Below are 13,406 nucleotides of genomic sequence, written 5' to 3'. Positions count from 1 at the left end.
ATTTTTGATAGCTGCTAGCGCTTATTCATCAAGGGCTAGAGCCCAATTTGAGTCCTCATCCAGCGCCTGAACACTGCGCAGCAGCACCTGCACCTGGGGCCCTGAAAGTGCTTGGGCAGGCACCCCGCTCAAATCTTGATGAACTGCGTGCTCGACAACGCGCCAAACGGCAGCTCCGACAAGCGCCCGCCCACCGCCAGCGTGCCCAGGTCCACCGGAAAGTAGCCGATGGCGTCCAGCACCTTGCGCACTTCGGCCTTGGCGGCGGCATCGTCGCCTGCGTAGAACATGGCGCGCTGGCCGCCCGAGACTTGGGGCTGCGCCAGCACGTTCACGTCCAGGTGGTTGAACGCCTTGACCACGCGGGCGCCCGGCACGAATTCGCTGAACACTTCGCTGGACGAGCGCCCGCCCAGGTCGATGGCCTTGATGCCGTAGGCCGCCAGCGGGTTGGTGGGGTCTTGGGCGTCGGGCGAGTTGGGGTCCAGAAACGCCACAGGGTTGGTGCCGTCGATGACGATGCGGCCGTTCCACGCGGGCAGGCTGCCCAGGGCCTGGCCCAGGTCTTCCCAGCGCACGGCGATGAGCACGATGTCTGCGGCGGCAGCTTCTGCCACGGTGCCCGCCTTGATGGTGGGGCCCAATTCGGCCACCAGCGCGGCCAATGATTCCGGACCGCGCCGGGTGGAGATGGTGGCCGACAGGCCCTTGTTGGCCAATGCGCGGGCCACGTTGGAGCCGAGAGCGCCAGAACCGATGATGCCGATGTTCATGATGTTTTCCTTGTTGAAATGAAGTGGGTTGACGTGAGGTGGAACGGGTGAGGTGAGAAAGCGTGATGGAAGGGCTAGACGACTACCCGAGCCGCCCGGCCTGGCGCAGTTGCGTGGCAATGCGCCGGATTTCTGTGGCGCCCTGTGCCAGTGCGGCCGGGCTGGTGTGCACCGAGTAGCGGCCCATGACAAGGTCGTGCGGGTGTGGCACGGCAGAGCCCAGCACAAAGCTGGTGGCCTGGGTGGCCACAAAGTCGATGCCCTGGCTGCTGGGCTCAAACGCCACCAGCTCGCCAGCGTCAATGGCTTCGCCTGCCGTCAGCGCGCCGGTGGCCACTGCTGCCCATGCCACGGTGTGGCCGGGGGGCGGGGTGTAGGTCCAGCGCGCACCTTGGGCCAACTGCACGGCCAGATAGGTCATGCCCTCGGGCGCCGCCACCGGGCTGTGCGCTGCGCCGTACTCGCCCAGCAGCACCCGCACCGGGCCGACCTGGGGCACCAGCTCAGGGGCGAGGTACTGGCTGTGGGCGGGGGCGTTTTCCAGCGCGGCGGGCAGGGCCACCCACAGCTGAAAGCCCCGGCCCGGTGTGTCGCCCACGGGGGCCGGCGCCGGTGTGCCACACGCCGTTGCCCGCCCGCATCCATTCCACACCGCCCGCAGGCAGCAGGCCCGCTTGGCCGGTACTGTCTTCGTAGCGAACATCGCCTTCTGACAAGAACGTGACGGTGGCGATGCCCGAGTGCGGGTGCATGCCGAAGCCCTGCTGCGCGGCGCCGGGCTGAAGGTCCACCAAGTCCAAAAAGATGAAGGGCTTGAGCACCTGGCCCAGGTCCCCGGGGCTCATGAGACGGGTGATGGGGCCGTGCGCGGTGCCACGGGTGCGGTGGGCGATGGCGCGGGGGGCTGTGGCGGGTGCAGACATCAAGAGAACCTTGGAGGTGTTGAACTGATGCCTGTAGCTTAAAAATTCATCGATTGATTGACTAGATGGTGCAATATGATTGAACTCGTCCATTAATTGAATGAATGAGCACGACCATGCTGGATCTGAACGACGTGGCCATCTTTGTGCAGGTGGTGCGCTGTGGCAGCTTTGCCGAGGCCGCGCGCCGCCTGGGCGTGCCGCCCAACACCTTGAGCCGCAGGGTGCAGCAGCTCGAAGCGCAGCTGGGCACCCGGCTGATGCAGCGCTCTACCCGCCATCTCACGCTTACCAGCGCGGGCCAGGTGTTTCTGGAGCGCTGCAGCGGCGCGGTAGAGGGGCTGATGGATGCGGGCGAGGAGTTGCAGGCGGTGAACCAGGAGCCCAGTGGCCTGGTGCGGGTGGCGGCACCGGCCGATTTTTTTGATTTCTTTGCGATGGAGTGGCTGACCGAGTTTCTGACAGCGCACCCCAAGGTGCGGGTGGACTTTGTACTGAGCGACGGGCGCGCCGACCTGATTGCAGACCGGATTGATGTGGCCCTTCGGGGCGGCATCCTGGAGGACTCAAGCCTCTTTGCCCGCAAGGTGCTGGATGCGGGCAACGACGGCCTGGTGGCCAGCCCGGCCTACGTGGCCCGCCAGGGCGTGCCGGACACGCTGCAAGACCTGGCAGACCACGACTGCCTGGTGTTCAGCCACCCCAGCGGCAAGGCCACCTGGCGCGTGACGGGGCCAGATGGCGCACCGGCCGAGGTGCAGGTGGCGGGCCGTTTCAGTGGCAACACGGCGCAGGCCTTGCGCAAGGCCGCGCTGGCGGGCCTGGGCATTGCACTGCTGCCCTCCACGCTAACCCAGCGCGATCTGCGCGCTGGCCTGCTGGTGCCCGTGCTCCCGCAGTACCACCGGCAGGGCCACGGCGTGCACATGGTGTACCCCAGCCGGCGCTACCTGCCCTTGGCGGTGTCTGCCTTCATGGACCTGGTGATCGGCAAGATGGGCGCGATGCAGGAACTGCCGCCGCAGACCTGCGGCTGATGCAGCATGAATCCGCTCATGCTCCTGCCCGCTATGCTCCCCCACCAACGCAACACGACACACGGTGACCGCCATGCACGACATCATCTGCCCCCACTGCAACAAGGCCTTCAAGGTGGACGAGACCGGCTACGCAGATATCCTCAAGCAGGTGCGCGACGCAGATTTCCATGCGCAGTTGCACGAGCGGCTGGAGCTGGCCGAGCAGGACAAGCGCAATGCGGTGGCGCTGGCGCAGGCCCAGGTGGCCAATGAGCTGCAGAAGGCGGCAGCCGCCAAGGATGCACAGATCCAAGCCCTGAAGGCGCAGTTGGATGCGGGCGCGGTGGAGCGCGACCTGGCGGTGGCGCACGCCCTGAGCGCGGTAGAAAAGCAGCGCGATGCGCTGGCCAATGAGCTGGAGCGTGCGCGGCAGGCGCAGCAGGCGGCGGACCAGTTGGCACAAGCCCGGCTGGCGCAGGAGCTGCAAGGTGTGGCTGCCCAAAAGGACGCGGAGATTCAGCAGCTGAAATCGCAGCTGGAAGCAGGCGAGGTGGTGCGCAGGCTGGCGGTGACCGAGGCAGTCACGGTGGTGGCGCGGGAGCGCGATGAACTCAAGAACGACCTGAACCTGGTGGTGGTGAAAAAGCAGCTGGAGGAGGCCGCCATCAAGGAGCAGTTCGCCCTGCAGCTGCGCGACCGTGACGGCGAGATTGCGCGGCTGCGGGACATGAAGGCGCGCCTTTCGACCAAGATGGTGGGCGAAACGCTGGAGCAGCACTGCGAGACGGAGTTCAACCGCATCCGCGCCACGGCGTTTCCCCGCGCCTACTTTGAGAAGGACAACGACGCGCGCAGCGGCAGCAAGGGCGACTACATCTTTCGCGATGCGGACGAGGCGGGCAACGAGATCGTCTCGATCATGTTCGAGATGAAGAACGAGAGCGACGAGACGGCCACCAAGAAGCGCAACGAAGATTTCTTGAAAGAGCTGGACAAGGACCGCACTGAAAAGGGCTGCGAGTACGCGGTGCTGGTGTCGCTGCTGGAGCCCGAGAGCGAGCTGTACAACACCGGCATCGTGGACATGTTCTACCGCTATCCCAAGATGTACGTGGTGCGGCCGCAGTTCTTCATCCCCATCATCACGCTGCTGCGCAACGCTGCGATGAAGTCGCTGCAGTACAAGTCGGAGCTGGCGCTGGTGAAGGCGCAGAACCTGGACATCACCAAGTTCGAATCGCAGCTGGAGGAGTTCAAGGGCGCGTTTGGGCGCAACTGGCGCCTGGCGTCAGACGGGTTCGAGGAGGCCGTGCGGCGCATTGACGAGGCCATCAAGGACCTGGAGAAGACCAAGGAGGCGCTGCACAAGTCGGCCAACAATTTGCGCCTGGCCAACGACAAGGCCGAAGACCTCACGATCAAGAAGCTGACCCGGGGCAACCCGACGATGGCGGCCAAGTTTGCAGAGCTCAAGCAGGTGGGGCTTTTGGACGGGGAGTGATGCAAGAGCATTGCGGCGCCAAACCTTGACCTCTGAGGTAATCGCCAAGCGGAGCGCCTTTTTCTACAGTGGTCCTTGCGGGTCGGTTGCCAGCGTAAAGCGGCATTGAAGACGCGCGCTGCGTCTGTGCATACACACCGAAACCGCAGCCAACCAACTCACTGAGAGACCAGAAAGGAGCCCCAGATATGTCTGCCTATGCCGTTGGCCTGTTGAGCAATCTGCAATTCGGCCCCGATATCGTCACCTACCTGCAGCGCATCGACGCGACCCTCACGCCTTATGGCGGGGCCTTCCTCGTGCATGGCACCCGGGCAGAGGTCAAGGAAGGCGTGTTCGATGGGGACTGCATCATCATCAGCTTCCCGGCCATGGAGCAGGCGCGTGCCTGGTACGAATCGCCAGCCTATGCCGAGCTGATTCCACTGCGTGCGCAGCACGCGCAATCCACGGTGTTTCTGCTGGATGGGGTGGCGGAACCGAACTACCGCGCAGAGTCCTTGCTGGCCAAGCTGGGGGTCAAGGCCTGAATGCTCCTCCGGGCACAGACACGGGCCCCGGGGCTACACCGTCACCGACGCCCCCGTCGCATAAAACTGCCCACCCGCCACGTAGTGCAGCGTGCGCAGCGCATCGGGCGCGGTGTCGAACTCCCAGTGCCCGTGGCGGAACACGCGCTCGTCCGCCCAGGCGGCCACTACTTCGCCGATAAACAGGTCGTAGGTCTGCTGGTTGTGGGGCTCGGGGATGACGCGGCACAGCAGCCAGGCGGCGCAGCCCTGTACCAGCGGGGTGGCATGGCCAGGGGCGTGGAACAGCTCCACGCCGTGTTGCTGCAGTTTGTGGGGGTGGGTCTTGGCGCTGTCGGTGCCAAGGGCTACGGTCATCGCCGCCATGGGCAGGGTGGGCAACTGCAATGCGAACTCGCCACTGGCTTCCACCAGCTCGCGCGTGCGTGTCGCTTTGTCGAGCACCACTGTCACCTTGGGCGGTGCAAAGTCCAGCGCACAGGCCCACGATGCAGCCATCACGTTGTGCCGGCCCGCATGCTCTGCCGACACCAGCACCGTGGGGCCGTGGTTGAGCAGGCGGTAGGCTTTGTCGAGGGGGACGGGGGCGATGTGGCGGATTCGGGGCGAATGTTGTGGGCCGGGGTTGCTCATGATTTCATAGCTGGTGGCGCTTGTTGGATAAGCGGTAGATGGCATTTTGATCTGAAACCAGACTGCCGTGTGTGGCCGTGTCGCCAGCGTGCGCGCCGGGTGGGTGCAGGGCCGGTAACATCCCCGGGCCTATCAACCACTGCCCCCGGGGGCACTACGGAGACAAGAAGCTATGTTCAGTCATGTGATGGTCGGTGTGAACGATCTGGAGGTGTCCCGGAAGTTCTACGACGCGCTGCTCGGCACCATCGGTGTGCCCCCGGGTGTCGCCAACAAAAACCGGTATTTCTACCGGGGCCCCACCGGCACCTTCTGCATCAGCACCCCCATCAATGGCGAGCCCGCCACCTTTGCCAATGGCGGCACCATCGGCTTTGCCATGCAGTCGCCCGAGCAGGCCGATGCTTTCCACGCGGCCGGTGTGGCCAACGGTGGCACCACCTGCGAAGACCCACCGGGCTACCGTGAAGGCCCTGGCGGCAAGCTCTACCTGGCGTACCTGCGCGACCCGGACGGCAACAAGATTTGCGCGTTGCACCGCCCACCCAAGCCCGCCGCGGCGTAGAGCGACTCACAAAACTCTTCTGGCGTCGTTGCTGCGTCTTGTCGTACTGGTCGTACTGCCTGCGACGCAGCGCCTAGGAGCCTGCGCGGCAGAAGGAGCATCGGCTGCAACGCGCGACAAACCGGTCTCACGCAGTACTACCTCCTGCGCCCAGGGGCCCACCCTGGGCTTGTCGGTAGCACCACGCGATCCTCGGTTTTCGCACGTTTCGCTTCGATGCCTTCTGCCGCGCAGGCTCCTAGCCAGAACCGCTTCGCTGAGTTTTGTGTGCCGCTCTTGGGCTCCGCCTCGTTCCCTTCTTTAAGCCGCCGTGCGGGCCTGTGGCCGACGCACGGCGCGCACCTTGCCGCTGCCGCCGCCACCGCAGTAGAACAGCCCGGCCCCATCTGATTCGAGCCCGCTCACACCCACGCCTTGCGGCATATCGAGCTGCTGCAGCACGGCGCCGCTCGTGGGATCGATGTGGCGCAGGGTGCTTTCTTCGCCCTCCCAGGTGCCGTGCCACAGCTCGCCGTCCACCCAGGTGACGCCGGTGACAAACCGGTTGGATTCGATGGTGCGGCGGATCGCACCCGTGGCCGGGTCGATCTGGTGGATCTTGCGGTCACGGTACTGGCCTACCCACAGGCTGCCTTCGGCCCAGGTCAGGCCTGAATCGTTTCCGCCGCCCGGTGCGGGGATGGTGGCCACTACCTGGCCCGTGGCGGGGTCGATCTTGTCGATGCGTGATTCAGCGATCTGGTACAGGTGCGTGCCGTCAAACGCGGTGCCTGCGTCGCACACCACGTTGAGCATGCGGGTGGTGGCGCCGCTGGCCGGGTCAAAACCCACGAGGTGTTCGCCCGTGGCGGCCCACACCCGCTGGCCATCGTGCGTCACGCCGTGGATGGTGCTGGCGCCGCCAAACGGGCCGTATTCGCGCACCACCTCGGCGGGCTGGCGGGCCGCAATGGGCAGGTGTTTGGTGGACGGCGGGGTGCCCGCCATGTCGCTGCTGCAGGCGGTGTCGTGGGTGGCGGTAGGGGTGGCTGTGGTCATCTCGGTAGCTCCTAAGGGTAGGTACCCGGTGCACCGCAAGGGTGCTGTGCGTTGGGCGGTGAAGCCACTTTAGGCAATCGGCTGCGCGGTGGGGAGTAACAAGATCGTCGTGAATCCCACCAGGGGCGCGGCCAGCCAGCGGCGTGCGCGCGCCTGGCCGATGGCGCGCACGCGGCCTGTAGCTTCCAGTTCAGCCAGTGCGCGCTGCACGGTGCGCTGGCTGTCGCCCAGGGCCAGCGCCAGGGCGGATGTGGACCATGCCGCGCCGTCGGCCAGCAGCGCCACCAGCGCGCCCTGCTCGCCCTCCACAGGCGGGGCCAGCACGGCCACAGTGCGTCCGCCGTGGGGCCGGAGCACAAAGCCGCGCGGCGTGGCCTCCACCCCGGCCAGCGGAGCGATGAGGGCGCGCAGGCGGCCGATTTCCACCCGCAGGCGGGCGCGGTGGGTTTCGTCGGGGTGGCGGGTGCGGAACACGTTGGCAATCAAGGCTTCGCGGTCCACGCCGCCCGGCCACGCGGTAGCCAGCGCGCGCACCAGCGCAAACAGCACAGGGCGGCGTGCCAGCGGGTGCCACACCTCGCCCGCGCGCACGCCGTGGCGACAGGCGTCCACGACCCACAGCGTGGGGGACGCCAGCAGCGCGGCCACGTCGTCCAGCCGCAGCATCTGCTCGGCGCCGTTCGCAAGGCAGCGCGCAGCGGGCTGTTCGAGCAACGCATGGGCCTGCGCCACCTCGGTCAGCAGCGCGGGCACGCCGGATTGGGCGGCAGCCTGTTGCGCGCGTTGCAGGGCGGTGCGTGCTGCGCCGATGTGCAGTGACCGCAGGGCCAGCTCTGCGGCGGCAAGTTCGGCCACCGCGACAAGGGAAGGGGGCAGTCGCGTTGTGGCGTCGGTGGTGGGAGCGCCTGCCAGCGCAGCCGATGCTTCGTCCAGCTTGCCCAGCAGGATCAGCGTGCGCGCTGCCACCAACCGTGCCTGCAGCGCATTGGCGATGTCGCCGTGGGCCTGCAGCGTAGCCCCTGCCGACATCAGCGCCTGCGCTCGCCCGCCCAGGTCGCGTTGGGCCAGGGCCACGTCAGCCTCGGCCACCACACAGCGGGCGCGGGCCACGGGCTCGTGCGTGCCAAAGCCGCGTGCGGCGCGGCGCAGCAGATCGCGGGCGCGCGGGTGCTCGCCCAGCTGGGCCATGGCAATGCCGCGCAGGGCCAGGGCCGGGGGGTCGTCGCGCAGGGCCACGCGCTGCAGGGCGGCCAGGGCGTCGCCTGCGGCCAGCGCGCGGGCGGCGGCGGAGATCAGCGAATCCATGGCGACAGCCTACACGCCCCCGGGCAGTTAGGAGGCTGCGCGGCAGAAGGAGCATCGGCTGCAACGCGCGATCCTCGGTTTTCGCGCGTTTCGCTTCGATGCCTTCTGCCGCGCAGCCTCCTTGGTGCGGGATACTCTGCCGCTTCTTTCTTTTCCCCGCCACAAGGACCGCCCATTGAAATCCGCCAGCGCCACCACTTTTGACGAGGCCTACTACCAGCGCTTTTACTTCGACAAAAAGACCAGCGTGGTGGACCCGGCCCACATGGAGCGCCTGGGTACCTTCGTGTGCAGCTACCTCAAGTACCTGCGCGTGCCGGTGAACCGCGTGCTGGATGTGGGTTGCGGCATCGGGCTGTGGAAGGGCATCGTGGCGCAGCATTTTCCAGAGGCCAGCTACCAGGGCGTGGAGTTCAGCCCCTACCTGTGCGAGCGCTTTGGCTGGCAGCAGGGCTCGGTGGTGGACTATGCGGCTGATGCGCCGTATGACCTGGTCATCTGCCAGGGCGTGCTGCCCTACCTGAGCCCGCCGGATTTGAAGGCCGCGCTGCTCAACCTGGGCCGTCTGACAAAAGGCGCGCTGTATGTCGAGGCTGTGTCGCGCGAGGATTTTGAGCGCGACATCATCGACGAAGAGATCACCGACAACCGCGTGTTCCGCCACCGTGCCGAGCTGTACCGGCGCGGCCTGCGCGAAGGCGCCATCGAACTGGGTGGCGGCGTGTGGCTCAGCCGCCGGGCCGAGCTGCCGCTGTTTGCGCTGGAGCAGGCGGGCGGGCAGTGACGACGACCCCTATGCCGCCGCCCCAGCCGCAGGCGGTGCCGCACCCGCCCCATGCGGTATCGCGCCTGCGCACCGAGCGCTTGGCCCGCAGCGCCAAGCCCTTCCTGGCCCGGGGCGGCCCCAAGGGCGAGCGCTGCGCGGGCTGCCGCCTGGTGCCCAGCCACTGCATCTGCGCACTGCGCCCCGTGCTGCCCACGCGCGCGGGCATGTGCCTGCTGATGGCCGACATCGAGCCGCTCAAGCCCAGCAACACCGGCTGGCTGATTGCCGATGTGGTGGCCGACACCTACGCGTATGGCTGGGCGCGCACCGAGGTGCACCCCGACCTGCTGGCGCTGCTGGCAGACCCCCAGTGGCAGCCGTATGTGGTGTTTCCGGGTGAGTTTGTGGAGCCCGGGCGCGTGGTCACCCAGGTGGGCAGCACCGAGCCGACGGGCAAGCGCCCGCTGTTCATCCTGCTCGATGCCACCTGGCCCGAGGCGCGCAAGATGTTCCGCAAGAGCCCGTACCTGGACCGTCTGCCCGTGCTGAGCCTGCAGCCCGAGCAGCTCTCACGCTACCACCTGCGCCGCTCCACGCGCACGGACCATTTCTGCACCTCCGAGGTGGGCGCGCTGTGCCTGGAGCTGGCGGGCGAGCTGCAGGCCGCACAGGCGCTGGAGGCGTATCTGGACGTGTTCACCCACCACTACCTGCAGGCCAAGCACCAGCTGCCGCCGGACGTGAACGGGGCGGCGCACGCACGGCTCCGGCTTCTGGCGCAGGGCCGCGGCTGAGAGTCTGAGAGTCTTTTATCCATGCTCGCCTTGCACGCCGAAACGCCCCGGCTCGTCGTTGCAAATGCTCGCCATAGCCCGAGCTATGGCTGTGCTTTGCGCCTAGATCCGAGGCGTTTTCGCGCGCCTTTCGGGCTCGGCTAAAAAACTCTCAGCCTCTGAGCCATCGCCCCTCGGACTGCCGGGCCGCGTGCGTGCATGACCTGTTGCCCAAAAAGCATGCGCTGTTACCGCGTTGTTACAAGCGCTGCACTTGGCCCCCCGCAAAATTCGGCGCTGGCGCCACCACCTCTGGCGCGGCCCGTCTGTCCGGGAGGGGCAGGGGCCTGCACACCCAAAGCCAACCCGTTGGAGAACCATGAAAAACAAGACCCCCCTGTTGCTCGTCGCAATCGTCAGCCTGGCTGTCGCATCGCTGGCCCATGCCGGCAAGGCCGAGCGCGACTTTTTTGCTGCCGAGGTGGCCCCCGCGCTGAAAACCGCCGCCAGCACCCTCAAGCAATCGTGCGGCTGCGATGTGAAGATGGATGTGAAACAGGACAGCTTTCAGACCGTGGATCACCTGCGCCAGGTGCGCTACGCGGCCGGCACCATCGTGGACAACGCCCCGCGCTACTGCAACGATGCCCCTTCCAAGGCCGCAGTGTGCCAACTCAAGACCCTGGAATTTGCCCGCACCGGCACCACCGCTTTCAAGTTTGCCGCAGGCAAGGGCGCGATCACTCTCGATGAAAGCTCGTACCCCAGCTGGGACATGCTGGCCGCCGAGCTGGACAAGTAAGCGCAGACTCCTAGCCCCAAGCAGCGCCCCGACACCACTGTGCGTGGTGCGGGGCGCTGGTGTTTGTAGGCACCGTGAGGTGCCTGAACCAGGGTGCGGCAGTTGCGAACGAATCGCCGTTCTACGTGCCGGATAGCGTGCAACACCCCGCTAGCGTGCAACACCCCACTAGCGTGGGGTGCCACCCGCTGCCACGCGGCTTTGTACCGCCTTGGTGATGCCGTCTGGTTCCAGATACGGGCTGCAGGTCTGGTACAGCGCAAACTTCTTTTCTGCCGACGTACCAACCAGTTCGGCCGACACCTCAGGCGCCGATTTCTTGAGCGCGTCGATGTGGAAGTCGCCCTCGCCCGGGTGCAGCTCCACCGCTGCTTCCAGCATGGCCGCCGCAGCGGCGCGCATGCCTTCTTGCCGGGCTTTTGCCACGCTCAGCGACAGGCCGTTGAACACATTGCCGCAGCGGATCAGGTCGATGGCGACCGCCTTGCGTGCATCGGCCTGAGCAGGTGTCCCCATGCCGTGCGTGCCATCCAGGTAGGCCCACACGTCCAGGGGCGGGGTGCCGGACGCGCACGCCCCCTGGTAGGTGCCGAAAAAGGCCTTCTTCATCATCTGCTGGCCTGCCGAAGTCTGCATGCCGCTGTCGATGACAAGCTGCTCGCCATCGGCGTGCACGGTGAACTGGTACAGGTGCGCGGCGCTGGCGCCTGCGGCCTGAGCAGGGGCGGCGCAGCGGGCCTTCCAGGTCTCGTGGCCGGGCATGGGTTGGTCATACTCGCTGACCGTGCAGTCCATGCCGCTCTGCTGCATGGCGTTCTTCCAGGCGGGGGCCGTCAGGCTGGCCATGTGCTGCGCTGTCACGCACACCACTGCGGTGCTGCCCAAGGAGTCCGCATAGGCACCCTGGCGGAACCCGGCAGCCGCCGCAGGGTGCGAAACCGCAACGCCCCCGATCAGAAACCCCACCAACGCAGCAGCGCGCGGTGCGGTGGCGGGGAGCGCAAGGGCGAAGGGCATGGGGGGTGTCTCCGGGCGGCAGCGCCTGGTACGGCGCAAGAAAAAGAGAAGGCGGTGGAACGGCGGCGTGCCCAGGGGCGGCCCGTCATCACACTGAAAAGCCGTCGGATTGTCGTTCAAGGCCCTGGGCACGCCGTGCTCTTGTGGCCTTGCAACGACAATGGACCATTCCCCTTCTACCGCACTGACCCGATGAAAGCTCCCCCCCGCCTGCAGTCCCTCATTGAGGAAGGCCTGATCGACACCGTGGTCCGGCAGCTCATGAGCGGCAAGGAGGCCATGGTCTATGTGGTGCGCTGTGGTGATGAAACGCGCTGCGCCAAGATCTACAAAGAGGCCAACAACCGCAGCTTTCGGCAGGCGGTGGACTACACCGAAAACCGCAAGGTCAAGAACTCACGCTCGGCCCGCGCCATGGCCAAGGGCAGCAAGTTTGGCCGGCAAGAGCAAGAGGCCGCATGGCAAAGCGCCGAGGTCGATGCGCTCTACCGCCTGGCCGCTGCTGGCGTGCGCGTGCCGCAGCCCTATAACTTTCATGACGGCGTGCTGCTCATGGAGCTGGTGACCGACGCCCACGGTGACGCCGCCCCGCGCCTGAACGATGTGAGCTTTACCCCCGAAGACGCGTGCACCCACCACGCCACGCTGGTGGCCGAGGTGGTGCGCATGCTGTGTGCGGGCGTTGTGCATGGGGACTTGTCGGAGTTCAACATCCTGCTGGCCCACCTGCCGGGCGCAGAAGGTGGAGAAGCCGGCCACGATGGCCCCGTCATCATCGACCTGCCCCAGGCCGTGGACGCTGCGGGCAACAACCACGCCCAGCGCATGCTGCTGCGCGACGTGGCCAACCTGCGCGACTTCTTCGGCCAGTTTGCCCCCGAGCTGCGCGCCACCCAATACGGCCCCGAGATCTGGAGCCTGTACCAGAGCGGGCTGCTGAGCAACGAGACGCCGCTCACCGGCATCTATGCGCCCACGCATGCCGATGTGGACATGCAGGCCGTGCTGCGCGAGATCGCCGACGCGCGCGACGAAGATGCAGCGCGCAGGCTGCGCATGGCGGCGGGCTGAGCTTTCTCCACCGCGCTGCGCTGTGGCACCATCGCGCCCCTTTTTCTCTGCAGTTCGCTCGCCATGTCTTCCTTCCACATCCGCAACTTCTGCCCTGGCGACGAACCCGCGTTGCGCGCCGTTTTTCACGCCTCTGTGCATGGCCTGGCCAACAAGGACTACACCAGCGAACAGCTGGCCGCCTGGGCGCCGCTGGAGCACGACGCCGCGCAATGGGCCGAGCGCATGCGGGCCAACCAGCCCTTCATCGCGCAAGCCATTGACGGCGGGGCGATAGCTGGGTTTGCCGATCTGCAGGCCAGCGGCACCATCGACATGTTTTTTGTGGCCCCGGCGTTTGCAGGCCAGGGCGTGGCCCGGGCGCTGATGGCACACCTCCACGCGCAGGCGGCGCAGCGCGGCATCACCCACTTGAACGCCCACGTGAGCCTGACCGCCGAGCCTTTTTTTGCCGCGCAGGGCTTCGCGGTGGAAGCGCGCCAGCAGGTGGAGCGTGCGGGCGTGGTGCTGCACAACGCGCGCATGGCCAAGGCGCTGGTGATGGGCCAAGGCAACTCCTGATTTGATAGCTGGTTACGCTTGTCTATCAAGCGCTAGAGGCTGATTTTGCTTGTAATTCAGCCATCATGCTGTGTCTTTGCACCCGCAGGTGCCTTACAGTAGCCGCCCCGCAGCAGACAAACCCACCCA

At 66.5% G+C, this 13,406-nt stretch carries 14 protein-coding genes and 1 pseudogene; 9 read left to right on the top strand and 6 right to left on the bottom strand.

All coding sequences use genetic code 11. The annotated features are described in order from the left end of the window. Nucleotides 1-128 precede the first annotated feature (128 nt). Together EXV95_RS15170 and EXV95_RS15165 are read right to left on the bottom strand one after the other, a co-directional pair. Nucleotides 129-773, bottom strand: a complete 645-nt coding sequence (locus EXV95_RS15170; protein WP_176887480.1) for an NADPH-dependent F420 reductase — start codon at nt 771-773, stop codon at nt 129-131. Between the two features lie 82 nt (nt 774-855). Continuing rightward, nucleotides 856-1,696, bottom strand: a pseudogene (locus tag EXV95_RS15165) (pirin family protein). Between the two features lie 116 nt (nt 1,697-1,812). On the opposite strand from EXV95_RS15165, the gene EXV95_RS15160 reads away from it, so the two are divergent. The 3 genes from EXV95_RS15160 to EXV95_RS15150 all read left to right on the top strand — a co-directional run bounded on the left by EXV95_RS15160 (nt 1,813) and on the right by EXV95_RS15150 (nt 4,746). After that, nucleotides 1,813-2,733 (top strand): LysR family transcriptional regulator, encoded by a 921-nt coding sequence (locus tag EXV95_RS15160; protein ID WP_176889056.1) that lies wholly within the window; start codon nt 1,813-1,815, stop codon nt 2,731-2,733. Between the two features lie 73 nt (nt 2,734-2,806). Further along, nucleotides 2,807-4,216, top strand: a complete 1,410-nt coding sequence (locus EXV95_RS15155) for a DUF2130 domain-containing protein (protein ID WP_121508924.1) — start codon at nt 2,807-2,809, stop codon at nt 4,214-4,216. Nucleotides 4,217-4,404: 188 nt separating this feature from the next. After that, nucleotides 4,405-4,746 carry a DUF1330 domain-containing protein gene (locus EXV95_RS15150; protein ID WP_055400741.1) on the top strand — a complete coding sequence of 114 codons (342 nt, stop codon included), beginning with the start codon at nt 4,405-4,407 and terminating at the stop codon, nt 4,744-4,746. Nucleotides 4,747-4,779: 33 nt separating this feature from the next. On the opposite strand, the gene EXV95_RS15145 is transcribed toward EXV95_RS15150, so the two are convergent. Then, nucleotides 4,780-5,379 (bottom strand): flavin reductase family protein, encoded by a 600-nt coding sequence (locus EXV95_RS15145; RefSeq protein ID WP_176889055.1) that lies wholly within the window; start codon nt 5,377-5,379, stop codon nt 4,780-4,782. A gap of 172 nt (nt 5,380-5,551) precedes the next feature. Between EXV95_RS15145 and EXV95_RS15140 the strand changes: the two genes are divergently transcribed. Beyond that, nucleotides 5,552-5,944, top strand: coding sequence for a VOC family protein (locus EXV95_RS15140; protein WP_176887479.1), 393 nt, complete (start codon nt 5,552-5,554; stop codon nt 5,942-5,944). 300 nt (nt 5,945-6,244) lie between these two features. Here the strand turns inward: EXV95_RS15140 and EXV95_RS15135 are convergent, their stop codons facing one another. Beyond that, nucleotides 6,245-6,931, bottom strand: a complete 687-nt coding sequence (locus EXV95_RS15135; protein WP_176889054.1) for a hypothetical protein — start codon at nt 6,929-6,931, stop codon at nt 6,245-6,247. A gap of 120 nt (nt 6,932-7,051) precedes the next feature. Continuing rightward, complete coding sequence (locus EXV95_RS15130) at nt 7,052-8,287, bottom strand: helix-turn-helix domain-containing protein (RefSeq protein ID WP_176887478.1); 1,236 nt, start codon at nt 8,285-8,287, stop codon at nt 7,052-7,054. A 175-nt stretch (nt 8,288-8,462) separates the two neighbouring features. Here EXV95_RS15130 and EXV95_RS15125 point away from each other — a divergent pair, with 175 nt between their 5' ends. The 3 genes from EXV95_RS15125 to EXV95_RS15115 all read left to right on the top strand — a co-directional run bounded on the left by EXV95_RS15125 (nt 8,463) and on the right by EXV95_RS15115 (nt 10,628). Continuing rightward, complete coding sequence (locus tag EXV95_RS15125; protein WP_176887477.1) at nt 8,463-9,071, top strand: class I SAM-dependent methyltransferase; 609 nt, start codon at nt 8,463-8,465, stop codon at nt 9,069-9,071. Between the two features lie 11 nt (nt 9,072-9,082). Further along, nucleotides 9,083-9,847 carry a tRNA-uridine aminocarboxypropyltransferase gene (locus EXV95_RS15120; RefSeq protein ID WP_176889053.1) on the top strand — a complete coding sequence of 255 codons (765 nt, stop codon included), beginning with the start codon at nt 9,083-9,085 and terminating at the stop codon, nt 9,845-9,847. 358 nt (nt 9,848-10,205) lie between these two features. Then, a complete protein-coding gene (locus EXV95_RS15115) occupies nt 10,206-10,628 on the top strand; it encodes a hypothetical protein (RefSeq protein WP_176887476.1) in 423 nt (140 codons plus the stop codon). 168 nt (nt 10,629-10,796) lie between these two features. On the opposite strand, the gene EXV95_RS15110 is transcribed toward EXV95_RS15115, so the two are convergent. Continuing rightward, nucleotides 10,797-11,645, bottom strand: a complete 849-nt coding sequence (locus EXV95_RS15110; RefSeq protein WP_176887475.1) for a hypothetical protein — start codon at nt 11,643-11,645, stop codon at nt 10,797-10,799. Between the two features lie 192 nt (nt 11,646-11,837). Here EXV95_RS15110 and EXV95_RS15105 point away from each other — a divergent pair, with 192 nt between their 5' ends. Together EXV95_RS15105 and EXV95_RS15100 are read left to right on the top strand one after the other, a co-directional pair. After that, on the top strand, nt 11,838-12,716 hold the full coding sequence (locus tag EXV95_RS15105; protein ID WP_176887474.1) for a PA4780 family RIO1-like protein kinase: 879 nt from the start codon (nt 11,838-11,840) through the stop codon (nt 12,714-12,716). Nucleotides 12,717-12,779: 63 nt separating this feature from the next. Beyond that, the gene (locus EXV95_RS15100; RefSeq protein WP_176887473.1) at nt 12,780-13,277 is read left to right on the top strand and encodes a GNAT family N-acetyltransferase; all 498 of its coding nucleotides are present in this window, start codon (nt 12,780-12,782) and stop codon (nt 13,275-13,277) included. Nucleotides 13,278-13,406: the final 129 nt, after the last annotated feature.

Source organism: Acidovorax sp. JMULE5 (genome assembly GCF_013376875.1).
GTDB lineage: Bacteria > Pseudomonadota > Gammaproteobacteria > Burkholderiales > Burkholderiaceae_C > Acidovorax > Acidovorax facilis.
The sequence above is the reverse complement of the archived record's forward strand: the minus strand, read 5'-3'. Positions and strand labels throughout refer to the sequence as shown.